General features: G+C 43.2%; 21 protein-coding genes, 1 pseudogene and 1 riboswitch. Of the genes and pseudogenes, 8 read left to right on the forward strand and 14 right to left on the reverse strand.

The window, feature by feature from the left end:
- Positions 1-361 precede the first annotated feature (361 nt).
- Positions 362-892 (forward strand): hypothetical protein, encoded by a 531-nt coding sequence (locus RM049_RS05940; protein WP_322684030.1) that lies wholly within the window; start codon positions 362-364, stop codon positions 890-892.
- A gap of 541 nt (positions 893-1,433) precedes the next feature.
- Here the strand turns inward: RM049_RS05940 and RM049_RS05945 are convergent.
- The 7 genes from RM049_RS05945 to RM049_RS05975 form a co-directional block, all read right to left on the reverse strand.
- Complete coding sequence (locus tag RM049_RS05945) at positions 1,434-1,949, reverse strand: GNAT family N-acetyltransferase (protein ID WP_322703525.1); 516 nt, start codon at positions 1,947-1,949, stop codon at positions 1,434-1,436.
- 163 nt (positions 1,950-2,112) lie between these two features.
- Complete coding sequence (locus RM049_RS05950) at positions 2,113-2,622, reverse strand: GNAT family N-acetyltransferase (protein ID WP_322703526.1); 510 nt, start codon at positions 2,620-2,622, stop codon at positions 2,113-2,115.
- A gap of 231 nt (positions 2,623-2,853) precedes the next feature.
- Positions 2,854-3,270 carry a hypothetical protein gene (locus tag RM049_RS05955; protein WP_322691595.1) on the reverse strand — a complete coding sequence of 139 codons (417 nt, stop codon included), beginning with the start codon at positions 3,268-3,270 and terminating at the stop codon, positions 2,854-2,856.
- Positions 3,267-4,652, reverse strand: coding sequence for an allophanate hydrolase (atzF, locus tag RM049_RS05960; RefSeq protein ID WP_322703527.1), 1,386 nt, complete (start codon positions 4,650-4,652; stop codon positions 3,267-3,269). Before atzF ends, RM049_RS05955 begins: the two co-directional genes overlap by 4 nt.
- Positions 4,649-8,245 (reverse strand): urea carboxylase, encoded by a 3,597-nt coding sequence (gene uca / locus RM049_RS05965; RefSeq protein ID WP_322703528.1) that lies wholly within the window; start codon positions 8,243-8,245, stop codon positions 4,649-4,651. Before uca ends, atzF begins: the two co-directional genes overlap by 4 nt.
- A 223-nt stretch (positions 8,246-8,468) precedes the next feature.
- A complete protein-coding gene (locus tag RM049_RS05970; RefSeq protein ID WP_322684024.1) occupies positions 8,469-9,110 on the reverse strand; it encodes an urea amidolyase associated protein UAAP2 in 642 nt (213 codons plus the stop codon).
- A 60-nt stretch (positions 9,111-9,170) separates the two neighbouring features.
- Complete coding sequence (locus RM049_RS05975; protein ID WP_322703529.1) at positions 9,171-9,929, reverse strand: urea amidolyase associated protein UAAP1; 759 nt, start codon at positions 9,927-9,929, stop codon at positions 9,171-9,173.
- A gap of 126 nt (positions 9,930-10,055) precedes the next feature.
- Positions 10,056-10,165, reverse strand: a riboswitch (guanidine-I (ykkC/yxkD leader).
- Positions 10,166-10,880: 715 nt separating this feature from the next.
- Here RM049_RS05975 and RM049_RS05980 point away from each other — a divergent pair.
- The 3 genes from RM049_RS05980 to RM049_RS05990 all read left to right on the forward strand — a co-directional run bounded on the left by RM049_RS05980 (position 10,881) and on the right by RM049_RS05990 (position 13,657).
- Positions 10,881-11,939, forward strand: a complete 1,059-nt coding sequence (locus RM049_RS05980; protein ID WP_322670185.1) for an ABC transporter substrate-binding protein — start codon at positions 10,881-10,883, stop codon at positions 11,937-11,939.
- Positions 11,940-12,049: 110 nt separating this feature from the next.
- Positions 12,050-12,847: an ABC transporter permease gene (locus RM049_RS05985; protein WP_322703530.1), complete on the forward strand. Its 798-nt coding sequence runs from the start codon at positions 12,050-12,052 to the stop codon at positions 12,845-12,847.
- Between the two features lie 39 nt (positions 12,848-12,886).
- A complete protein-coding gene (locus RM049_RS05990; protein ID WP_322691589.1) occupies positions 12,887-13,657 on the forward strand; it encodes an ABC transporter ATP-binding protein in 771 nt (256 codons plus the stop codon).
- A 111-nt stretch (positions 13,658-13,768) separates the two neighbouring features.
- On the opposite strand, the gene RM049_RS05995 is transcribed toward RM049_RS05990, so the two are convergent.
- The 4 genes from RM049_RS05995 to RM049_RS06010 all read right to left on the reverse strand — a co-directional run bounded on the left by RM049_RS05995 (position 13,769) and on the right by RM049_RS06010 (position 15,374).
- Positions 13,769-13,984, reverse strand: a complete 216-nt coding sequence (locus RM049_RS05995; protein WP_322703531.1) for a hypothetical protein — start codon at positions 13,982-13,984, stop codon at positions 13,769-13,771.
- Between the two features lie 201 nt (positions 13,985-14,185).
- Positions 14,186-14,758, reverse strand: coding sequence for a DUF3611 family protein (locus RM049_RS06000; protein ID WP_322670139.1), 573 nt, complete (start codon positions 14,756-14,758; stop codon positions 14,186-14,188).
- Between the two features lie 167 nt (positions 14,759-14,925).
- Complete coding sequence (locus tag RM049_RS06005; protein ID WP_322703532.1) at positions 14,926-15,072, reverse strand: hypothetical protein; 147 nt, start codon at positions 15,070-15,072, stop codon at positions 14,926-14,928.
- 59 nt (positions 15,073-15,131) lie between these two features.
- Positions 15,132-15,374, reverse strand: a complete 243-nt coding sequence (locus RM049_RS06010; RefSeq protein WP_322703533.1) for an SDR family NAD(P)-dependent oxidoreductase — start codon at positions 15,372-15,374, stop codon at positions 15,132-15,134.
- A gap of 389 nt (positions 15,375-15,763) precedes the next feature.
- On the opposite strand from RM049_RS06010, the gene RM049_RS06015 reads away from it, so the two are divergent.
- Positions 15,764-16,660, forward strand: coding sequence for a c-type heme family protein (locus RM049_RS06015; protein WP_322689295.1), 897 nt, complete (start codon positions 15,764-15,766; stop codon positions 16,658-16,660).
- Positions 16,661-16,705: 45 nt separating this feature from the next.
- Here the strand turns inward: RM049_RS06015 and RM049_RS06020 are convergent, their stop codons facing one another.
- Together RM049_RS06020 and RM049_RS39220 are read right to left on the reverse strand one after the other, a co-directional pair.
- The gene (locus tag RM049_RS06020; RefSeq protein ID WP_322703534.1) at positions 16,706-18,940 is read right to left on the reverse strand and encodes a caspase domain-containing protein; all 2,235 of its coding nucleotides are present in this window, start codon (positions 18,938-18,940) and stop codon (positions 16,706-16,708) included.
- Positions 18,941-19,800: 860 nt separating this feature from the next.
- Positions 19,801-19,877: pseudogene (locus tag RM049_RS39220) on the reverse strand (IS5/IS1182 family transposase); the annotation flags it as partial.
- 90 nt (positions 19,878-19,967) lie between these two features.
- Here RM049_RS39220 and RM049_RS06025 point away from each other — a divergent pair.
- Together RM049_RS06025 and RM049_RS06030 are read left to right on the forward strand one after the other, a co-directional pair.
- Positions 19,968-21,173: a sigma-70 family RNA polymerase sigma factor gene (locus tag RM049_RS06025; protein ID WP_322703535.1), complete on the forward strand. Its 1,206-nt coding sequence runs from the start codon at positions 19,968-19,970 to the stop codon at positions 21,171-21,173.
- A gap of 7 nt (positions 21,174-21,180) precedes the next feature.
- On the forward strand, positions 21,181-22,362 hold the full coding sequence (locus tag RM049_RS06030; protein WP_322703536.1) for a DUF1822 family protein: 1,182 nt from the start codon (positions 21,181-21,183) through the stop codon (positions 22,360-22,362).
- Between the two features lie 523 nt (positions 22,363-22,885).
- Here the strand turns inward: RM049_RS06030 and RM049_RS06035 are convergent.
- Positions 22,886-23,407: a phosphoribosyltransferase gene (locus RM049_RS06035; protein ID WP_322670146.1), complete on the reverse strand. Its 522-nt coding sequence runs from the start codon at positions 23,405-23,407 to the stop codon at positions 22,886-22,888.
- Between the two features lie 76 nt (positions 23,408-23,483).
- Between RM049_RS06035 and RM049_RS06040 the strand changes: the two genes are divergently transcribed.
- Positions 23,484-24,935 carry an MFS transporter gene (locus RM049_RS06040; protein WP_322689298.1) on the forward strand — a complete coding sequence of 484 codons (1,452 nt, stop codon included), beginning with the start codon at positions 23,484-23,486 and terminating at the stop codon, positions 24,933-24,935.
- Positions 24,936-24,955 lie beyond the last annotated feature (20 nt).

The raw sequence follows: 24,955 nt of genomic DNA on the forward strand, positions 1-24,955 counted from the left end.
AGTGCCAGCATACTAGCTTTATTGTATAAACCTACCAATTTCCTAACTGCGCTGCTGACTCAGCGCTTTTCTTATCTGACTATCTTTTCATATTTCAAGACTTAAGTTATTAAATCTCACCTTATTTTGATATCATGTCCGCTATACACAGCAAGGCTTTTCGATGTCACGGCAGACTTCGCCGATTTATTCTGCCACTTTGTGACCTGACCCGATGCAACAAAAAAAGTAGCTTTTTACTGGATTTGAAATGCTACTGTGAAAAATAGTTATATTGCGATCGCCTCTGGTGGGCGGTTACGCCATCGCTAAATTCTCGGCAATTCTTTGTTATGTCTATGTTTGGATATGGTATTAATTAATGCTCATCTGTGCTAATACTCAAATTCCTTTTCCCCGTTCCCTGGTTTATGCTACCTATCGTGACAAACTGGTTGAACTAGTTCCCTATATGCCAAACGTGCGCGACATCGAAGTTAAATCACGTAGTGAAGTAGGCAGTAATATTTATACTGTTAATGAGTGGCATGGTGGTAGCGAAATTCCAGCAGCAGCCAGAGTTATCCTCAGTGAAGAAATGCTCTCGTGGACAGAATACAATACGTGGAATCAGGCTCTATTTACAGTTGAATGGCGTATTGAAACTCACGCTTTCACAAAAGCAGTTAAGTGTTCTGGCAAGAATCGCTTTCTATCAGACGGCAATACGACAATAATTGAAAGCCGTGGTGAACTAGCAATTGATCCAAAACAAATCAACGGAGTACCATTCTTCCTCACAAGTACAATTGCTAATGTAGTTGAAGATTTTTTAGGAAAAAATATACAACCTAACCTACTAGCAATGAGTGCTGGAGTGCGCCAGTATCTAAAGCAAAATGCCAGAGATTGATCCCAAATCAAGAGCGTTAAATTGCTTAGTGGTATCTTTCATGTACTAGACTAAACAGCGATCGCTCTATTTTCCTCTCTACGAGACGCTACTCGCGTTCGCTTGATTGGGGGCAGGGTAAAAAACTTGAGAGCAATCTTTTTACTGGCTATGAATAGTTGTTACATTGTGCTTTAAATCACTTTATAAGTAATGACTCAAGGTGGTAAAAGAATTGTTGTTGGATGGTTGTGTCTACACAAGAGTCTAACAAGAGTTAATTTCTTTACCGCCTAAGAGAATTTCATGCTCAAACACATATCCAGAATCGTAGCCGTCTTCATCTTAACTGTGGGGTCTGCATTTACATCTGTTGCTGCATTACTGGCAAGTGTCCCCAATGTGGATATGAGTTTGACCGCGACTGGTCAGCGCGGGTGCATTGGGATTGCGCTGAGTGCGGCTTTCTGGATGATACTGTATAGAACCCATTTGATATCTCAGAAGCGGCGACAAGCGTTTATTTGCTTAACCGAGCAGTATCGTAACCAGATGAATTTCCTCATCCATTATGAATAATGCTATCGAGTTGGAGTTCAAGATAGATAGTTTTAAATCCACTGTTGTTTAGAGATTCACCAATTTGGTAAAAACCGCGTTTGAGATAAAGCATCCGAGCTACGTAAGAAGAGGAATGTTCCCAAGTATACAAACGTAAGTACCTTTTTAGTTTTGCTTGTGCTAAGTCGATGGTAAAGTCTAATAGCTCTTTTCCAATTCCTTTTCCTCGAAATCGTGATGCTACACAAAACCAGCCTAACCAGTTAGCTTCTTGTTCGTCTTCGCTTTTGCAGTATAACCCAGTCAACCCAATTACTTGGAAAGATTCCTCATCGATAGCAACCCAGTAATTGAGTTGAGTAATTCCGCTGTTTGAAAACCATTGAGCATATTCATCTAGATATAAACTTGCCACCAGCGATTGCCCATCACTACTATTACTCACGCCTGGAAAAACCTCGTCTCTTAACTGAATTGCTTGCTCCAAGGTTGCTATCGATAATGATTCAATATACATAGCACTAGTCACTCAAACTTAAAGTAGCCATACCTATATCTAGGCTACTATCTCAATTAATCTGTAAATTTTTCGGTGAGCAGGCAGTACTTAAGTGGTAACCATCATTCCTGCCATTCTTCCTCTTTATCCCGAAAAACTAATTCTACCGTAGCTTTCTTACCTAATTTGCTTTTCCTCTTTGAGTTTGTTTTTTTGTACTTGAGCATGGCACTAAATCGAAACGAAATACGAGCAAGTCCTGAATCTGAATGCTGTTTTCGTAGCTTGGCTGAGGTAAATACCAAAAGTAGTCCTGGCGCACACAATCCATCCGAAATCCACACTTTTGATAAAAAGCAATGTTGGCAATACTTGAATTAGATGTGCCAACGAGCATCTGCCTCTTGCCGCGTTGCCTTGCCTCTTTAACCAACCAAGCAATGAACTCCTTACCTAAACCCTGCCCTTGAAACTCACGGGCTATAGCCAGTTCCATAATTTCGCAGGGATCGCTGCGCCATTTCATTGTTGCTGCACCAACCAAGTGTTCGCTGTCGTCCATACGATATACAGCATCAACGAGGTTAGCAAGCCCCCATCGCAGCGCACGCTCCGATTTTTCTGCCAACAGTAGTATCGGAATCAGCGCTTCAAGTTCGTCGTCAGGAGCTTGTCGAATAGCAATCGCCATTCATATTCCCCTTTAATCAGAATTTATTTTTCAAAACTATAGTACCAAGTTGAATTAATCGATTTGACACTCAAAGCCTAATACCAATTCACAATTAGCATCTTTTGAACCTAAGACTTTAGAGCAACCGCCAACAACGGGGAGAAAACGCCGGAAAAAACGGGCTATTTCTAAACCTACACCCCACACCCCAAACCTGTAACCCCGCCCCAACGGGGCTTGATCATCGCTTCAGGAATCTGACAAACTAGCAAGATAATTGCGCCACCCGCCATACTGGGAAATATCTTGTGCATCGGGAATCACATAGGGTTCACACAAAAATCCTTTGACTGAGGAACCGTCTCCCAGGTCTAAGGTGCCAATCACTAGGGGTGGGGGTACTGCGGCGACAAAAGTACCAAAGCCTTCTGCACTCAGTTGCCAAACTTCTATTTCAATGCCTACCCCAGAACCATCAAGAACTTTTATTAATCCAGGTTTGGGTGGTTGGGTATTGGCAAGGGCATAAAAACGATAGGTAGGGGCGGTTTTGCAGGTTTTTAGTAGGGTGGCATGGCGCTCTTGCAGTTGATAGTTTAAGGGTTGTCCAGTGAGATGAGCGCCAACAACAGCAATAGTAATCAGATTAGTGGATGTAATTGTCATGGGGAAATCTTTAGAGAAGTTGTTTTGCCATAAGTAACGCCCATCTGATGGTGATAGCGGATACCCAATTGGCACAGGGATAGGTCTTGAAAACTTTGCCCGATTAAAGTGATGCCAGTAGGCAAACCATTGGTACGAAAGCCAGAGGGAAGGGCGATCGCACACAAGTCCATCAAGTTGACAAAGTTGGTGTAGTAGCCCAGGTTAGTGTTGAGAGCGATCGCATCAGCTTCTACTTCCGCTTTGGTGTAGATTGTCCCGGTGGTAGGTAACGCTAGAGTGTTGACTTTTTGCCACTGCTGTGCTGCTTCTTGCTTGAGTGCTTCTAAAGCGTAAAAACCTTTGAAAGTATCTACTGCTGTGTAGCGTAAACCATTGCTAATTATTTGGCGGACAACGGGATGCATGGCATCAGCTTGAGTTTCAAAAAATGATTGGATAGCGGCGAGCCGTTCTGCTACCCAAGCACCGGAGTAGAGTAAATCAGCAGCTTGCTGAAAGGGCTGAAAATCAATTTCTACAAGATTTCCGCCGATCGCTTTTAACCTCTGTAATCCTTGCTCATACAAATCTGCTGCGGCTGCATCACCGAAGAACTTTAATTGATCTGGCTTGGGGACTCCAAAGGAAAATGATGATGGAATTGCTGCGGTTTGTGGTGGAATTTGGCGAGAATAACTATCGCTGGCATCAAAGCCACCGGCAACTTGCCAGACGATCGCAGCATCTTGGCAATTCAATGTGAAAATGGAAACGCAATCGAGCGAACGACAGGCAGGCACTACGCCGGAAGTACTTAATACACCTCTGGTAGGCTTGAGTCCGACAATGTTGTTAAATGCTGCTGGAACTCGTCCAGAACCTGCTGTATCAGTGCCTAGAGAAAAGCTTACTAACCCCGCCGCGACTGCCACTGCCGAACCAGAACTAGAGCCACCGGAAATATAATCGTCGTGGAAAACACTGCTACAGGCTCCATAAGGCGATCGCACTCCGACTAACCCTGTGGCAAACTGATCGAGATTGGTTTTGCCGATCAAAATTGCCCCGGCTTGCAGTAAGCGATCGACTACCGTTGCCGTTTTTTCTGGGATATAGCTGTAGGCTGGACAGGCAGCAGTCGTGGGCATTTTCGCCACATCGATGTTATCTTTCACAGCGAAAGGGACGCCGTAGAGAGGCAAGTCATCGAGATTGCTGTTAGCGAGTGCTTGAGCTTGAGCCATCGCTTCTGCTTGTGGTAATAGATGAATCCAGACGGCATCGTTTCCCCGTGCAGCAATCCGGCGATAAATTTCCTCAATGACATCCGTGGGTTGCAATTGAGCGGATCGATAAGCTGTAAGCAGCGATTCAATATCCAAGCTGACAAAGTCCGTCATGGTGCTTCTCCTCGGATAATTGCTAATATCTGTCCGGCGGTGACGAGTTGCCCAGGTTCGCAGAGGACTTGTACTACCGTTCCTGGATCGTCCGGTAACAGAGTCATTTCCTGTTTCATAGCTTCCAACACAATTACACCCGTATCTTCTGTAATGCGATCGCCCACTTTGATTAACACCTGCCAGACGTTTGCCGTTGTTGGGGCGCTCAGGGCGTAGCAATCATCGGGAATAATAGTTGCATCTGCTGGTGGGAGATCGGCTGCGACGATTGTGTTTTCATCTTCGGCTGTAGCTGTCCAGCGATCGCGTTCTTCTCGAAAGGCAATTCGCTGGCGGGTTTGGCATGTCATCGTTTCTTGGGCAATTTCCTGCAAAAACTGTTGATAGTCGCCAAATTTAAACGTGGTTTCTTCAACTTTTAGTTTGAACTTGCCTTCAATAAAATCCTCTCGGTGGCGCATTAACTCCTCGTGAGAAACTGGATAAAACCGAATTTGATCGAAGAATCGCAATAGCCACGGTTTACCATCTTTAAAATCTGCGGTTTGTTTGTAGCGATTCCACATCTGCACGGTGCGTCCAACAAACTGATAGCCACCGGGCCCCTCCATGCCATAAACGCAGAGATATGCACCACCGATGCCGACTGCATTCTCAGGAGTCCAGGTACGGGCTGGATTGTATTTTGTGGTGACGAGGCGATGACGCGGATCGAGCGGGACTGCCACTGGCGCACCGAGATAAACATCGCCTAAACCCATCACTAAGTAACTGGCATTAAAAAGAATTTCTTTAACTTCTGCAATGCTACCCAGTCCATTAATCCGCCGAATAAATTCAATATTGCTAGGACACCACGGTGCATCTTTTCGCACCGACTGCATATATTTTTGAATGGCTAGTTGAGTAGATTCATCATCCCAGGATAACGGCAGATGTACAATACGAGTTGGCACTTCTAGATCGGAAATATCCGGTAGATGAGATTCGATGTTTTGTAATGCGGTAACTAAATTTGATTGCGAAATGATGCGGCTATCGTAGTGAATTTGTAGCGATCGCATTCCCGGCGTTAATTCTAAAACCCCATCAATCGGGTACGTTTGCAAATGAACCATTAACTCATGCACCCGGAAACGCAACTTTAAATCCAATACCAAATCTCCGTATTCAATCAGCAAATATTTATCACTAGCTTGACGGTAGATAACGGCAATTTGCTCATCATCGGCGGGAATATCTGCCACAATCGCCTGATTTCCCAAGCCGTCAGCCGCGATCGCAATCGATTCCCCGACTTCTAACGTTTGGATTTGCCGATCCGACTGTAATTCTTGTTGCAATGCTTGCTCAAAGGTGAGGGGACGGAATTGCACCGTATTCCCTGGTTTGAGTTGCCCAATTTTCCAGAGTTGTGCTTCGGCGATCGTGGCAGGGCAGACAAAACCGCCTAAACTCGGCCCATCCAAACCCAGGATGATTGGCATATCTCCGGTGAAATCGATTGTCCCAACGGCATAAGCATTGTCGTGAATATTAGAAGGATGTAGCCCCGCTTCACCGCCATCTTGCCGCGCCCAGGTTGGTTTTGGCCCAATCAACCGAATTCCTGTTCGTGCTGAGTTGTAATGTACTTCCCAATGGGTATTGAAAAAAGTTTCGATGTCTGCATCGGTGAAGAAATCCGGCGCACCGTGAGGCCCATATAAAACGCCAATTTCCCAATGATTTGAGTAGGTGGGAATCAATTCCGGGGAAATGGGCTGCGGTTGGGACGTAGAGGGATACAATTTCAGGACATCGCCCACCTGTAAGGCTCTGCCGCCATGTCCGCCAAACCCACCCAGAGTAAAAGTTGCTTTACTGCCTAAATAATCGGGTACATCAAACCCGCCTTGCACGCTAATATATGTACGGAAACCATCGCCCTGAATGTTGCCCAACCGTAGCGTACTTCCTGCTTTTACCGGAACTGCCGTCCAATAGGAAATCGGCTGTTTATCTAGGGTAGCTTTCATCTGCGCTCCCGTGAGGCAAATTACCGTGTCGCAATTGAAGCGTAGAGCGGGGCCAGATAGCGTACACTCCAACCCAGCTGCCGATTCTGAATTGCCTAAAATCCGGTTGCCCAATCGAAACGCTAAAGAATCCATTGGGCCAGAGGGGGGTACACCAACATTCCAGTAGCCCACCCGTCCAGGATAATCTTGAATGGTGGTCATCGTGCCTGCAACTAGCACATCAATTGTATTCGGGCGATAGGTAAAGCTATTAGTAAACTTTGTGGTAATATTGCCCTGAATAAACGTCGAATCAGCAATAATTTGACGCAGGTATTCCAAGTTGGTTTCAATGCCGTCGATGCGAGATTGGACTAGGGCAGTTTGGAGAGTAGCGATCGCATCTTCTCTTGTTTCTCCATGCACAATTATCTTCGCCAACAATGGATCGTAAAACGGCGACACTTTTGTGCCAGTAGCAATCCAGGTATCGCAGCGAATATCAGGAGCAAACTGCACTTGGGTTAACTCACCCGAACTCGGCTGAAAATTTTTATTTGGATCTTCGGCATACACCCGCACCTGAATTGAATGCCCTTGCGGTTGGTACTGGTAGGATGTCAACTCCAGCGACTCGCCCGCTGCCTGACGCACCATCCACTCTACTAAATCCACACCTGTAATCGCTTCTGTTACGCCATGTTCCACTTGTAAGCGAGTATTCACCTCTAAAAAGTAGAACTGTTGGGTATCTACATCGTAGATAAACTCAACCGTACCAGCCGATTGATAGCGAATTCCCTGGCCGAGTTTAACGGCAGACTCATACAAGCGCTGCCGCAGAGTATCACTAATGTTCGGTGCAGAGGCTTCTTCGATGACTTTTTGATTGCGCCGTTGCGTTGAACAATCGCGTTCACCAAGGGCAACGACATTTCCCTCACCATCACCAAAAATTTGCACTTCAATGTGCCGCGCCCGTTCGATGTATTTTTCTAAAAATACTCCACTCTGGCTAAAATTATTCCGACTTAACCGTTGGACATTTTCAAATAAGTCTGCCAAAGTGTCTTCACTCCGGCACAACTGCATTCCAATACCGCCACCCCCTGCGGTACTTTTGATCATCACAGGGTAACCAATTTCTGCTGCTGCCTGTTTCACCTCTTGCAAATTATTTAGCAACAAACTACCGGGGACAAGTGGGACTCCAGCAGCTTGTGCGATCGCTCTTGCTTCATGTTTGAGTCCAAATCGCCGCAGTTGATCGGGTGTAGGGCCAATAAAGACAATCCCTGCTTCAGCACAAGCTTCGGCAAACGCCACATTCTCGCTCAAAAAGCCATAGCCGGGATGAATCGCCTCAGCACCGGTTGCTTGTGCTGCCGCCAAAATCGCCTCAGTCCGAAGATAACTTTGTGCCGCCGCAGCTTCTCCCACACAGACAGCTTCCCCAGCCGCAGCAACATGGGCAGCATGGGCATCAGCTTGGGAGTAAACTGCAACCGAGGCAATACCGAGGCGATCGAGGGTGCGAATAATCCGGCAAGCAATTTCACCCCGATTAGCAATCAAAACTTTGTTGAACATCAGCGCTAAGATAATTCGTAATTCGTAATTCGTAATTCGTAATTACGCTCGCGGACTCCTTCGCGCTACGCTAACGTAATTAAGTTTTGTAGGGTGTGTTACGCCGCAGGCTAACGCACCTTACTAAGCTAAAAATCTTTTAATTTGCATCCTCAAAAAAAGGAATCTCTTGTGGGGTGAGCATCTTGCCCGCCCTAGTTGTACAAATTAAATGCGCGATAGCCTACACTGCGTCCCAAACAATCAACCGGATTGGTGTGGGATTATAAGCATTGCACGGGTTGTTGATTTGCGGACAGTTAGAAATCAACACCATCACATCCATCTCTGCCCGCAGATCGACGATCTTCCCGGCTTCTGAAATACCATCGACAATTTCCAATGTGCCGTCTTCGCTAACGGGAACATTCATATAGAAATTCACATTACTAACGAGATCGCGTTTGTTCATCTCATATTTGCTCAGTTCCAGCAAATAATTCTCGACACAAGCGTGCAAATGCTTTTTGTGCAATCCATAACGCACTGAGTTGCTTTCCATACTACAGGCTCCACCCAAGGTATCGTGTTTGCCACACTGATCGTGGATGACAGTCATCATCACGTTGCCTTCGTTGGAAATCAACTGAGTGCCTGTAGTAATGAAAATGTTGCCTTGACGGACAATGGTATCGGGAGCGCTATAACGCTCTGAGGAATCATAAGCGTTGTAAAATAATGTATCAACAGCTTGATTGCCTAGTAAGTCGATAATCCGTAAAATTTGCCCTTTTTTGATGATCTTAGACCAGGGCTGACGGGCAGCCAACTCGCGATCGTAAATTGCTGTTGCTGGATCGAGTTCAATGGGTAATGTTGCGACCATAATTAGGACTCCTGTGCTATTTTCAAATGCAAAAAAATTAAGTTACAGATTCCAGCCCAACTACTCTTGAGCAAACAACGCATCAGTGTTGGTGAAACCACGAATCACTTGTTCGTTTGCAGTGCGGCACAGATCGTCCGGTGCAGGTGCAGACGATTTCCAAACGGTAAGCTGAATTGGCTTAGGCTTATACACTGTATCGGGGTGCAATACATGGGGACAGTTGGAAATAATTACCAACACATTCATTTCCGCCCGCAAATCAATAAAGCTGCCGGGTTTTTCCTCGCCTACGACATATTCCAAGTCTCCATTCGGACGCACTGCCACCCGGCTAAATAAATTGAGGTTAGGCATTAGGTCTTTGCGGGTTAAACCACGCTTGCCCAAAGCCTTGAGAAAATTGTTGCGGGAGTTGTTATAATCGCTTTCCCCATATTTGTTGTAAGACCCCTCGCCGTATTTTGCAGCGTTGCTAGCAGCATTGCTGCAACCACAAATCAGATCGTGATAGCCGGAGGTATCCTCTGTGATGGAGAACAAAATGCGTCCCATGTCAGAGTAAATTACCATGCCCTTTTTGAGGAAGGCGTTGAACTGAATCTTGGCAGTATCTGCCACATTAACCCGCTCGATGGGGCTATCCGCGTTGTAGCAAATCATCGAAACACCGTGAGATCCTTCCAAATCAGTTACACGCAAGGTGTTTCCCCGTTTGATCGCGTAATGCCAATACGCACCACCAGGCAGCTTTTCATCAAGCAAAATCAGGCTCGGATCGATTACCCCCATATTCGGCAGAACAGATGCTTGCACCATAAAATCCTCTTGTTACGGTTGGACGATCGGTTTAGGAATTGCCAAAGGCTCAACCTCTGGAATTGAAGAAACGATTGACTCAAATAACAAAGCCCAGGAGATTACCAATACAGTCATACTGTCTGGCTCTCCCGGGCTTTTTTCCCGCCGTGTGACCGACTCGCTCAGAGTCGGCTGCTTCTCTTGGACCAGCCATCACACACAAAGGCGCGATCGGAACCCTAGAAGCTCATCCTTATTCAGTTTGTAATTTGAGTTTGCTAAACTTCGACAATATTGTAAATAGGGCTTTTCCTATTTAGGTTAGCATTTTTACACAATATTTGTTCATTATGTTTTTAGCAGGAGTAATCAAAGAAATTTGTATCCGTAATTACTTTTTAACAGTCTTGTGCAGCTAAAAATTATCTGAATCTGCTATTGAAAAGCAATAAAGTGGCAGGCGCGATCGCTGCCGCAGAGCGATCGCTTTTTTGAAAAAACCATGCAAATATCAACAAACCCTCACCTTTTATTTAATTATCGTATCATTTAATACAATTTGGGAATTCACTCGTTGTTAGAGTGTTCGGTGAAAAGAAAAAACAAATGCAGGTTTTCAGTATTCTACTTGTTCTAGATAGTAGGTTCTTAAATGAGCAATTGTCTGGAAAATTTAAAAGTTTAATTGAACGCAAAATTTATAGACTTCTAGGGTTCCGGTTTGGGTTAAACGGAGCAAGTGTTGAACTTGTTTCTGGATTATATACAAATGCTGGTCCAAGAGAAGTCGGTAAGCTAATTGGTTGTGAATTTTGAGCGCCTAATTAGTTTATTACACGGCGGGGGAAAAGCCCGGGAGGAAGTTTTCAGCTATTAAGTGCTGAATGATTCTTTCTGGGCTTTGTTATATCAATTCAAGTTTATTGCCCTTTACCTTATTATTTGCAATTAAAAAATATTATTTTGCCTATGAAAAAGCGATCGCTCCTCACAACTTGCCTGTTATTTTTAGTTGTTATGTCTTTAGCTGTAAGCTGCACAAACCCAGCAGTATATATTAAAACTACCACCGAAGCCGAGGCAGCAGCAGCCGTTAACAGCAAAGCTAGAACGATAAACTTGGGTTTCAGTGCTTGGCCGGGTTGGTTTCCCTGGCAAGTCGCTCAAGAGCAAGGAATTTTTAAAACTAAAAACACAACCGTTAACCTTAAGTGGTTCGATGGCTACCTTGAATCCATTAGCACCCTTGCAGCCGGACAAATTGATGCCAATAGTCAAACCCTTGGGGATACGCTCAGTTCGGTAGCAGGAGGTGCAGATCAAGTCGTGGTGCTAGTCAACGACAACTCGACCGGCAACGATAAAGTGATCGTCGCAGGAGGAATCAACAGCGTTGCAGATTTGCGTGGTAAAAAAGTGGCTGCCGAAGAAGGCACCGTCGATCACTTTTTGCTGTTGCTGGGCATGAAACAAGCTGGCTTAACGCCCCAAGACATTCAGTTTGTGCCTTTGGAAACAGGAAAAGCGGCTGCTGCTTTTGCTGCCGGTCAAGTTGATGCAGTTGCCGTTTTTGCACCGTTTACAACACAGGCATTGCAGCGATCGGGTAGTAAAGAATTGTTCAGTTCTAAAGACTTTCCGGGTGCAATTTCCGATCACTTGGTCGTGTCGCGTAAATTTTTGAATGAACATCCCAAAGAAATTCAGACACTTGTTGATTCTTGGTTTGCCACGCTCGATTACATCCGGGAAAACCAGGATCGTGCCTACATCATCATGTCAAAACGGGCAGGTGTGCCAGTTGAGGAATACAAACAATATGCCGATGGTACGCGCCTTTTCACAGTTGAAGAAAATCTGAAAGCTTTTCAACCTGGCAACAACATGGCTTCTTTACTGTATGCTACCGAGCAAATGAGCCAATTTCTGATCGATGTGGGGTTGGCGAAAAACAAACCGAATACAACATTTTTATTTGACGATCGCTTCGTTAAAGCCTATATGCAAAAGCGAACTAAGTCTGGATAAAACTAGCAAATTCGGTGTTACTTGTCTGCCTGAATCCCTCACCCCAAATTTAAACGATGAGCCACAGCACTCCGCCTCGCTCGCTCCAACCATTCACCAAACCAAAAACCATGAAATCTACGGTTTTTTGGCGGCTGGTCGAAGATATCCCTAAGCCCCTTTATACAGTATTAACCATTACTTCGATTGCCCTGCCACTATTGCTCTGGTGGGCAGTAACCAGCTTCGGCAACATCGATCCCAAGTTTTTGCCAACGCCAGCGAAAGTTGCAGAAGCCTTTGAGCGCCTGTGGATGACACGCGAACTGCTCAAAGACACTGTAGCAAGTCTTTGGCGGGTTGCTGTTGGCTTTTTGTTAGCAGCAAGTTTCTCAATTCCAGTCGGAATTTTGATGGGGAGTTTTCCCAGCATTCGCGCTTTATTAGAGCCGCTATTTGGTCTAATGCGCTATATGCCTGCACCCGCCTTTATTCCACTGCTGATTCTCTACTTGGGCATTGGTGAAGAACCAAAAATTATGCTAATTTTCATCGGCGTGTTTTTCTTCAATACGCTGATGGTGATGGATACTGTAAAGTTTGTGCCTAAAGAGTTGGTTGAAGCAACCTATATGCTGGGTGGCGATCGCTGGGCAACACTAACTCAGGTGATTTTACCGCACGTTCTTCCCGGCATTTTGGATGCCTGCCGGATCAACTTAGCTGCCGCTTGGCAGCTTGTGATTGTATCAGAACTAATTGCCGCAAACGAAGGATTAGGAAGACGTATCAGCGTTGCCGGTCGATTTTTACGAACCGATGAAATCTTTGTTGGACTAATTGTGATTGGCATCATCGGATTGACATTTGATTTGTTGTTTCAGTATCTGCTTCGCGTCACCTGCAAATGGACAAGTCAGCAGCGATAAACAACTCGATAGAACATTTAACCTAGAGAGGCTAAACCAATGTTTTTACAAGTCAATAAGCTCAACAAACACTTTTCGACTCAATCCGGTACGCTCGTAGTTCTCAAAGATATTAACATGGCAATCGAGCAGGGCGAATTTATTTGCGCGGTCGGTGCCTCCGGTTCCGGCAAATCCACGCTACTCCGCCAAATTGCTGGACTCGATAGCCCGACATCGGGAGAAGTACGCATTGATGGCAAGCAGATCGCTGGCCCAGGCCCCGATCGCGGCATGGTGTTTCAGAACTACACGCTCTATCCCTGGATGAACGTGCAAGAAAATACCGAGTTTGGACTCAAGCTACAAGGCGTTCCTAAAAAAGAGCGACGCGAACAGGCAAGCTACTTTCTCAGCATCGTCGGCTTGTCCCGCTTTAGCGGTTCGCTACCCAAGGAGCTATCGGGTGGGATGAAGCAGCGTGTTGCGATCGCCCGCGCCCTTGCATCTGAACCTAAAGTGTTGCTCATGGATGAGCCGTTTGGTGCGCTCGATATCCACACTAAAGAATCAATGCATGAATTTATACTTGACCTCTGGCAGCGCACCAACATTACAATTTTCATGATTACCCACGATGTCGAGGAAGCCGTTTTCCTGTCCAACCGCATCTATGCCTTGGGTGCTTGTCCTGGGACAGTACGCAAGGTGATGACCATCAATTTGCCGGAGCGTAGCCCCACGATCAAGCGTCATTCCACCTTCCACGACTATCGCGATGAACTGATGGATCTGCTGCGGCAACATGGCAAGGAAGCCGTTGCAGCATAAGATAAAAAATGGTTCAATACTTTCGCTAAATACAGAGTATGAAGCAAGCCAAAGTCGGTCAACTACATAGAGGGCAAGGAGCTAAATTAGAAACGCTCACTTTTTCTGTTCTCAATACCGCTTAGAGTTTAACCGAACTGTATTGAGTGTAGTTGTACTTATATTATTAGTGACTAACACGACTTCACTAAGAAACAGTTCATCCCGATTTAGCCATCGCTCGAAAATCGAATCGCGCTCATCATCAATGGCTCGATCGAAATGTGGTGAGAAATCCGTGCTAACCCGCTTCCCCGACTCCAGCGATCGCTGTGACTGGTTAGACAAACTCAGTTGCTCTAGGTTCTAAAATTCATGCCAGAGATTCATCAAATGGAATGGTGAGGTTGAATATCGCCTTAATATGCCGTGCCTGGAGCTTGGAGAAATCTACTGGTATACCAACCCAAAAATATTAAGTGGAGACAGGCTCTTGTGCAGAGGAGCAGGGGAGCAGAGGAGAGTTCAAATACCAAGTTCCAAGCAGGGCTATTGATCCAACCAGTTAAGCAACCCAAGCGAAGTAGCGCCTCCTACAAAATGAGCGCCAATCAGATTGACGTTTGCTAAAACCACAAAAATATCTAGGGAACGAATGACATTTTCAGGTCTATAGACTGCCACTCCTTGAGGCAGAGCTAGAGTTTTCGATAGTACAGCAATAACGGTCACTTCAGCTGCTAAAAAAGCTAATAACAGTCCGATCGCACTAACAATTAAGCCAATTTGTAAGACTTGAATCACGTCCTGTTTGCTTGGATGTAATTCACGATTAGGCGACTGTAAAAGTTTGTCTAAACGCCTGTATTGGTTCACCCAATAGAGTCGGAAACACAGCACTAAAATTCCCATAGTTCCCAAAAATACTCCAAAAGCCATAACCGAATTTGTTGTAGTTTGGGGAGTGAGATTACGGCTAAATATAGCCAATAACAAAGCCAAGCTAGAAATAGCACCTAGCGCTAACTGTAGCCAAAAGCTAATCGGTCTGACTATATGAAAAGTAGCTGCGAATTTTTGCTTAGTTGGTACAGGTAGGTATGAATTTAAATCATTTGTCATTTTCCTCTCCTTAGCCCTAATACAATATCTTTAATTAAAAACTCATTACCCAAAATTAACTGATATCTTGTAACTTCTTTTCTCCCTTAAGTATTATTTGAGATAATTCCAGCCAAGCCTAAGTAAATAAAGAGACACTTCCTACTACACGCAACACTATGTTGATTTCAGGAAGTTTCAAGAACCTTATTCAAATTCCATGCAGCGCTAATCAGTGCCAGATGGGTAAACGCTTGCGGAAAGTTTCCCATCGCCTCACCAGTGGCACCGCTCACTTCGGCGTATAACCCCAGATGAGTCGCATAACTGAGCATCTCTTCAAACTTCAGTCGTGCTTCGATCGAGCGAGCCGGATCGATCCGTCCAGCGCGAGTCAATCCATAAACTGCGCCGCTTCAGTGGTAAACCCAATGTCTGGATACACGCCGGCATTATCGATCAAAACATCTAAGCGCTCAATCTTTTGGTGCAGGGTTTTTATTGCTCGATCGATAGAGCGATCGTCAGTGATATCCAATTCGATGGGAATTACTTTTTTTTGTAGTTTCTCAGATGCAAGTTTGGCGTTATCAAAGGAGCGCGAAGTAATAATCACTTCTATTTCTATAGGACTCATATTTGATTTTTGAAAAAACTCAGTACACCTTTATTCTTTCTTCCCAGTCCCCAGTCCCCAGTCCCTACGATTAATTCAGAAATCAAATCGGATTGCTATAGTTTGGGAGTTATTGTTGTAGACAATCTCAAAATTGATATTAATAAGCGACAAGTCTATAAAGCAGGTGGGCGGATTCATCAACGGGTGTAGAGTACACCTGGTTTTCTCACAAAGCCAGAGAAAAGAAGAGTCAAAAACTGCCAAAATGTCTTTTATCTATCCTCAAAGAGTTGTTTTGATTATCTGTCTATTATTAAATATTTGTCTTTCCTAAGCTACATGAATCACTCGTTTAGGATTGCTATAGTTATAGTATATTACTAGAACCTTAAATACTAAAAATAGTTATGAAAATTGGAACAAAAGTCAATTTAATTGTAATAATAGCTTTTCTCGGTGGGATTTTAATTAGTGGTACTGCTTTATCGAGCGTTCTTGAACAAAAGGCAGAACAAGAGGTGTCTTCTCAAGCAATAATTGCCATGCAAATTGCAAATTCACTTAGAGAATATACCAATGACCGCGTACAACCATTATTGTTACCGAAAGTAGACACTCAAGAACAATTTATTCCAGAAGTTATTCCAACATTCTCTGTTAGAGAAACTTTTGAAATTTTACGTAAAACCCAAGGATTTAGCAATTTTATCTACAAAGATGCTGCGCCAAACCCCACAAATATGAGGGATATGGCGGACAAATTTGAAGCCGATATTATTAATAAATTTAATCAACAACCAGGGTTAAAAAGTCTATCCGGTTTCCGAAATGTATTTGAAAATAAATTATTTTATACCGCTCGACCTTTTAGAGTTGGCGAACAAAGTTGTCTGCGTTGCCATAGCGTTCCCGAAGTGGCTCCTCAAAGTCAATTAGTAACCTATGGAAAAGAACATGGGTTTGGGTGGAAGTTTAATCAAATTGTTGCCACTCAAATTGTTTATGTTCCGGCTGAGGAAATTTTTAAAACTGCTCAGTGGTCTTTTTATCTAATCTTAGGACTTTTAGGGATTATTTTTACAATCATCGTTATTATTATTAATTTCTTGTTAAAAAAGACAGTGTTACAGCGTCTTAAAAGAATGGCTAATGTGGCAGAAAAAGTGAGTATCGGTGATATGGATGCCAATTTTGGTAAACAAGACAAAGATGAAATAGGAGCGTTGGCGGACGCTTTTAACCGGATGAAGTATAGTTTAGAAATTGCTCTGAGTATGTTAAATAATAATACCAATACTAGATAGATATACTTTTCTGCCGCAAGCTGCTAGCGATAAATGTTCGCTAACTTATTTTAATTTACCAAGCATCCTATGTTCAAACTCTAAAGCCTTCTGCTTATTAGAAATTTTTGCTGCCAACTTGCTTACAAATTCTAGTACGGAAATTTGCGGTTCAGATTTCAAAATCTTTTGAGTTAAAAAATTAGCAATTGGTCCAACTGCATAGGCTAACTCGCGCTCACATTTACTGATAAATCTGGGATCAATGCCTGAAGAATTATCTGACGTGGTTTTAGATGCAACAGTAGATTGTTTTAAAATAGCTATTGCTTGCTGCTCAAAACTTTGTTGCTGTTCTGGTAACAAGTAAAAGGTTAATTGTTCTACTAATTCTTTAGAGTTAGTTACCTTTTTTAAAGTTCTTTTTAAAATGGTAAGCGCAATCGACCCTAATGATAGCTTCAGCAACTGTTCTAATTTAGAATACTGTTCTGAGTTTAGCTTGAAATTTAATTGAGGTTGTGTTTTTTCTAAATAATCAGCAGCAATAGGAGCAGCAACAGAGACGGGATGATTTGGAAATGGCTGGGAAGCAAATTCTAGTTTGGGTAAATTATTAACGTCTTTGGGGAGTAAATTTTCCTGATTTCCCTGTTTGTTTTCCTCGTTTAATGGTACTTCCTTTGCTTGTAAATCTTGAAAAACTATACCAATATTACCAGGTAAAATATCAATGACTGTTTGTGTAGCTAATAGCCAGACATCAAGTTCGACACCTTTTGCTGATAAATGCGTTTGTAATTGAGTAATCCATTTGGCAATTGATAACCCAACTTGCGGATTGGCTGCAATCAGTGTTTCTAGAAGTGTTTGAGAAAATAGTTCTGGCTCCTCTGCTGTGGAAGCACCGATAATTATACATTGTCCATGTTCCGTGCCGCTATGCAAATCTTCTATCCAGTTGTTTAGGGAAGTAGCCTCAGGACAATCCAGAATAATTATTTGTTGAGACTTTGCAGCGCGTCGTAACTCGTGTCTTAGCCAAGAACGACTTAGACGCATTCCATCGCCTAAAACTAACCAGGCTTCTCCATCTTCGATTTCCTCGATGTGCCCCCGTAAGTATAATAAGGAGGTTGGTGTATTTTTGATTGTTCCTAACTGCGAAACGGATTTAGTTGCTGATTCACTACTCCAATGTAGAAAGTTTTGGATTGTTGCTCGTATTTCTGACCAAGATTTGCCTTGCTGAGGAAAAAATTCTACCTCAAAGCCGCCAGCCCCAGCAAATAGCCGACTCAAGTCTGTTGTAGTTTTCTTATTTGCAAGTCCATCGATTACCAGCGCCCGTCGCTGTTTGTGAGATTCAACCGTATCAGGTTTGAATCCAAGAATTAATTCTCCTACTCCTTCCACAATTCGTTTGGGTGTTTGCAGTGGATATTCTGGATGGAGTTTACTGTCCCCACGATCGAGCTTTTGCTGATTAATCAGACGCAGTTGCTGATTTAATTTATCAATATATTGCAGCGTCTGGCGATAAACATATTTGTAAAGACCGTCAGCTTCGATGACACCCTGTGAGTCAGCGGCTTCACCTAATAGCCCCTGCATTAAGTAGTAAGTAAATAAACCATGCCCTAGTTCTGGAAATTCCCAGGATTGTTGTCCTCGATCGCATGATAGTAAGGCACAAAATCCTTTACTTTGTGATGCACGTTGTTGTAACACCTTCATGAAGGTTGGGGCACAATTAAATAAATTATCAGAGATGTTTCCGTCTCTAGCACTACCAGCGTTTCCCCTTAATAACTTGAAGTCTCCACTATGACAGGTGTCTAAACAAACTATTTGCTGATTTGCCGCAGTACCCTCCAACATCTGTAATAATTCTTGCAAATCCAAGCCCGTATTCAGCAAGTCATCTTTGCGAGTATCTGCTAAACAAAGTACAGCCTGCTGAGTATTAGGCTCTAACATGCCATGTCCAGAAAAATATAGCAGAAGCGAATCCTCGGATCGAGTTTGCGAAACAATTTGTCGCAGGCTGCGACGAATTGTTTCCAAGGTCGGCGGTTGTGCCGCCAAATCATTATGAATAATTACTTCTTTATTAGGAAACCCCTGTGTAGCTTTTATTAGTGCTTCTTTTAACCCTTGGCAATCCACAGCTGGGTAACGCAAAGAAGGTAAGCCCGAATCTTGGTAATCGTTAACACCTACTAATAAAATCCAGAGCTTGGCTTTTCCTGTTTTTAGTGTATTATCTGAGTAACTAGAACCAACAGCTATTGGAGACATTTTTGCTAGTTTTATCCTAAAATTACTGTTTATAATTAACTTTTTTAAAGTTATACTAAACTCAAAATCTCCGAAAGGCGTTACTTGAAAAAATTACTTTACCTTTCATTTTTTATAGCAAGAATTTTGTAGTCACGTATTGAAACCCACGTGCTGCTGGTGCGATCGCAAAATCTTGTATTTTTGATGCATAACAGCCTCAGCATTAAATATCAGCATACTGGATATTGACCACTACGGCATAGCCACAGGCATATCTATAAATATTTTATGTGCCTAATAAATCAGGAATTCGGCACATTGATGGTATCTTGAACAACAGCAATCCAGTTCCTGTTTAAGAGAATCTCCACGTAAAATGCGCCGATTCCCAACTGAAGGTCGCGATTCTATCTTAAGGTGTACTCAGATAGATTGCCTTTAATCTGAATCTTGTCCAACTCGCTGGGTGCGAAAGCTTGAATAATCGCAAATTGGTTAGACGCAGTGTAGAAACTGCCAAGCACAAATATATCTTTACTACCTCCAACGATCAGTTTATCCTCTTAGAGGATGCTTGAAAAGTTTTTTAGAGGTAAAATATTATGCTAATAGCCTCATATAATGCGGATCATGGCAAGATAAATAAAAGTCTCCGATGTTTCGGGCAATAACTCGCACGTCTCTGATTAATCGCTGATATCCCATCAGCCGACCAAAAGTTTGTTCTGACTTTTCACGGTAAGTCTTCAAACACCGAAAAAGCGTGGCTTTTTCCACAAGATAATTATCAATAGCTCTGAGCTAATGATAATGGTTAACAGAAAAATCAGGGCTTGGAAACCCTCAAAATGACCTTTTCCACATACCGTGAAAAGTCAGAAAGTTTGTTCGACTACCCAACGTTTTCAAGCAAAACAAAGCCTTTGGCTTCTTCTGGTCGCAGAACCACCTGCACAATCGAACGGCAAAAGTTCATCACCCATTACATAAACCAGGACTTTTTAGTTGATAACTTAAGACTTATGCAAGAATGAGTAGTTATTTTATGCGTACTCGTAAAAGTATCAATGAATTATTTACAACTTTTTTACAATTAGATGCTAACAGAATAATTGGTTGGGCAATCGATCCTAAACTACGGCGAAATCTACTTAATTGTCAGGCAAGTCTATCGCAGCCAGAACATTCAGAGAATTTTTGGATATGTTATTGGTATAAATTGTGGCAAATTCAACCAGAAGGTCTGGCAAGAGAACATTTTTCGGCTTATTTACAAGAACCGTGTTATTGGGCGGCTTACAAAATAATTACTAATCTTTCTGCTACTCAATACACAGTATCTGACTGCTTTCAAATGGTCATAACTAGTGTAGATAAAATTTTAAAAGGATTTAAACCCAACATGGGTTTTAATTTGAATAATTATGCGAGTGCAATTTTCAGTAACGAGATTAAGGAAATACTGCGATCGCACAATGAAATTGATATTAGTACTAACTGGCGATTGTTACGGAAACTGACTCAAAAGCGTCTGGTGGAGTCTTTACAAAATGTTGGTCTGAGTGGAGAGACAATACAACGCTACGTATTAGCTTGGAAATGCTACCAAGCACTATATGCTCCACAGCACCCTACAGGTACTCGCCAACTGTCAAAGCCAGATGACTCTACATGGATTGCGATCGCCCAGCTTTACAATTCGGAACACCACACCCAACTTTCCCAACCAGGGATGGAGTGCAACCCGCAAACGATAGAAAAATGGCTGGTTGCTTGTGCCAAAGCAGTACGAGAATATTTTTACCCCAGTATGGCTTCTCTGAATGCGCCTAGAGGGAATGACGATTCTGGAGAGTATCAAGATATATTACCGCAACTGAAGCAGGACTCCTTAATGACGGAAATCATTGCTCAAGAAGAATTGCTTGAGAGACAGTCAATGCAATCTCAAATCAGCAATGTGTTAATTGCAGCGTTGGACAACCTGGATGAGGAGGCACAAAAGATAATAAAACTTTACTATAGCCAGAATTTGACTCAACAGCAGATTGCCCAACAGATGGGAATTAAGCAATATACCATTTCTCGTAAACTCGCCAAAGCAAAAGACTCGTTACTACTCAAGCTGGCAAACTGGAGTAAAGAGTCACTGCATATTTCTCTAAACTCACTCATACTTAACTATATCAACACCGTTTTAGAGGAATGGTTAAAAGCTTACTATAGTCTTTCCTCCTCTAAGTTGGAGTAGTATCAACATGATGTTTAATCCAGGCACAATCAATTTAATAAACTCTACACATTTGTGGTTAGAAATTCCTGAAACCGAGCGAACCAAACTTTGGCAGCAAAATCAAGCGTTTTCGACGAGTAATCGCCGTTGGATGGCATATCTCAACCGCTTGAGCTTGAATGCTTTTCTGCCTTGGCTACGATCGGAACATACTCCCAATGCTGCTGTTTTTCCTAATATTGCTGCTTTGCCCAGCGTTTGGGAAGTAGTCGATGGCGTAGCGATTTCCCTGGAAGAAAAACGGTTGGTATTAATTCCATCTGAAGCAGCAGATTTAAGCGAACTGCGCGTTCCTCGGGAGTGGGTGGATATTCCTACCTGGACAGCAGATTATTATCTAGCGGTACAAGTTAATTTGGAAGAGGGTTGTATACGGATTTGGGGATATACGACCCATACTCTACTGAAAAGTATGGGTAGTTACGATGCAAGCGATCGCGCTTATTGTTTGGATGGAGAGGATTTAATTTCTAACCTCAATATCTTGTGGATGGCAAGTCAATTATGTCCCGAAGAAGCGACCCATGCTGAAGAAACTGTACCACTGCCAGAATTAGCCCTCGCGCAAGCACACAACTTACTTCAACGTCTAGGAAATCCTAAAGTCATTTTACCACGGCTAGCAGTACCATTTTCAATTTGGGGAGCGCTCCTAGAACATGGAGGTTGGAGACAGCGATTGTATGAACAACGCCAGGGACAACAACAACAGTGGTCGATTAATCAATGGTTGCAAACTGGGGTGTCAGATTTTGCACAGAAATTTGGCTGGGCGAGTATTGAGCCACAGTCAAATTTTGCATTAGCTAGGAGTTCACAGCAACCATCAACATTGCCAATTTTAGTGCGGAAAGTCACCATTGCCGGACAACAATACAAATTGCGCGTACAGCCTAAAACTAATATTGAAGATAGAGTATGGCGCATTGAACTGCATAATGCAAGCAAAGGCGAGATGATTCCCAGTGGATTTAAATTGAGACTTTTGACAGAAGATTTACAACCATTTGATGGAAACCAAGTACAAGCAAAAACTGCTGTAGATAGGCTTTACATTGATGTAGCTCTGGGCGATCTTCAAGAAGGATTGGTTTGGGAGATAGAACCGACCCCAGAAAACTTTGAACACGAAATCTTACTTTTTTAACTCACCTTCCGCACCCCAACTGTCACACATCAACAAAAAGCGGACAGAGATAGTACACAGGAACTAAGTTCGATTCAAAATTTAACAGACTTAATGTCACTATGACTACATTGTGATTGGTGCCTGTTAGTCCGGTATGGCTAGAGAAACTCGGCTATGAAAAGCCCCAAGAGGAACAGGTACGCATGGATATAATATACTACGCGCATCTATCGCCGCAAACCAGGAAACCTCCAAGGCGATCTCTCGACAATCATCACACCTCTCCCTAACTGGCGCTGTGGAGTCATATTGCCTCAAGAAGGCGATCGCTGGCTCGTGAGCATTGCTAGTTATCTGGGCGATCGCTACTTAGTAAATTAACGTGAGTTCGACAAGCCCTTTTTTGACCTCTCCCCCAACCCCTCTTAGACACCCAGAGAAGAGCCAAAACCCTAATTTCTCGTTGCTCCTCCCTTTCCCCGTGGGAGAGGGAGGTTGTCCGGGAGAGGTTCATCGAACTCACGTTAAATTAGTCCAATAATCAACACAGTTGGCTTACCTTAGCCGCAAGTTCTGCGGGGTTCATCTGCTCGTAATGTTCAAAAGGTTGATGAATCCAGGGGTTATCAGGTAGATAATCAACATAATAATTGGGTGCTATAACTGAACAAGCTTTATACCAAAGAACGGCGGTGCGAATTTCTTCAATGGGAAAATCAGTATTTTGCTTGAGCCAAGGTATAGTTTGCTGGAGTGTTACCCCAGAATCTACTAAGTCATCCACTAGGAGAATGCGCGAACCTAACTTTTCCGCAGTCATTGTCAAGTGACGGGAGAAAATTAAATTACTTCTTTCTTGCTTACCAGTGCCATTGTAATAAGATGAGGTTGCTAAAATTGCTAGCGGCTGCTGGTATATACGGGAAAGAATATCTCCGACTCTTAGTCCTCCTCTGGCAAGACAGATAATCTGGTTAAATTCCCAACCGGATTCATAAATCTGAATAGCCAGTTGTTCAATTTTTTGGTGATAATCTGACCAAGAAACATAAAGGTCTGGCATAAGTCTAACGGGAGTGGTAGATGGCAGTATTGAAGGCGATTGCAGACTTTTTATTTTAGTATGAGTGCAAAGTTTTATGAATAATTCTGCTGCTGATGGCGATGCCAAACGAGATCCTCTCAGTGAAAAACTCGACTTAAAAACAAAGTTGGCTTACGGTGCAGGAGATTTAGGCCCAGCAATTACTGCAAATATCTCCGTCTTTTTTCTGCTGGTTTTCTTCACGAATGTTGCTGGTATCCCTGCGGGTTTAGCTGGCAGTATTTTGATGATTGGCAAAATCTGGGATGGCATAAACGATCCGTTTGTCGGGTTCCTGACTGATAAAACGAAATCTCGGCGTTGGGGTCGTCGTCTTCCTTGGATGTTTTATGGGGCTATTCCCTTTGGAGTTTTCTTCTTCTTGCAGTGGATTGTACCGCGATTTAGTGCAAATCAGAGTGATAATATTTGGCCATTATTTTGGTATTACGTAGCGATTGGGGTGATATCTCAGGCGTTTTACACAGTTGTGAATTTGCCCTATACGGCGATGACTCCAGAACTGACTCAAGATTACGACGAACGCACCAGCCTTAACAGCTATCGCTTTACATTTTCTATTGGTGGCAGCATTTTATCGTTGATTTTAACGCAAATTGTTTTTTCTCAAATTAGCGATCGCCAACAACAATATCTTGTTTTAGCAGCCATTTGTACGGTAATTTCGATTTTAGGATTATATTGGTGCGTTTTTGGAGTCCGCGATCGCATTTTGGCTTTTGAAGCTAAACGCAGCCAAACCGAGGAACCTGCATCTCTCCCCTTCTTTGAACAGCTACAAATTGTCTTTAGTAACCGACCTTTTTTATTTGTTATTGGTATATATCTTTGCTCTTGGCTAGGCGTACAGGTAACAGCCAGCATTATTCCCTATTTTGTAGTCAATTGTATGGGTCTTAAAGAATCAGACGTGCCCACAGTGATGATTGCAGTCCAAGGAACTGCTTTGGTGATGCTATTTGTCTGGGGAGCGTTGAGTAAAAAAATCGGCAAAAAAGTTGTTTATTTTCTGGGAATGAGTTTGTGGATTATAGCAGCCGCCGGACTATTTTTCTTACAGCCTGGTCAAATAGTTTTGATGTATGTGATGGCTGTGATGGCAGGTATTGGTGTATCAACAGCTTATCTAATTCCCTGGTCAATGATTCCAGATGTGATTGAATTAGATGAACTGCAAACCGGACAACGCAGAGAAGGCATTTTTTATGGCTTCATGGTTTTGCTGCAAAAATTTGGTTTAGCTTTGGGACTATTTTTAGTGGGAAATGCTTTGCAAGTAGCTGGTTTCAAAGAATCTGTAGCCGGAAGTCCATTACCCATCCAACCGGAATCAGCACTGTTTGCTATTCGCGTTGCTGTTGGCCCCATACCGACAGTTTGTTTGATTTTTGGCTTAATTTTAACGTATTTTTACCCAATTACCCGCGAGATGCACGCCCAAATTATGCTGAAACTCAAAGAAAGGCAAGAGAACAGGGGGAGTTAAAGAGCGGGGAAGGGAGTAGG

Source organism: Nostoc sp. DedQUE04 (assembly GCF_034530995.1).
In the GTDB taxonomy this organism is placed as follows: domain Bacteria; phylum Cyanobacteriota; class Cyanobacteriia; order Cyanobacteriales; family Nostocaceae; genus Nostoc.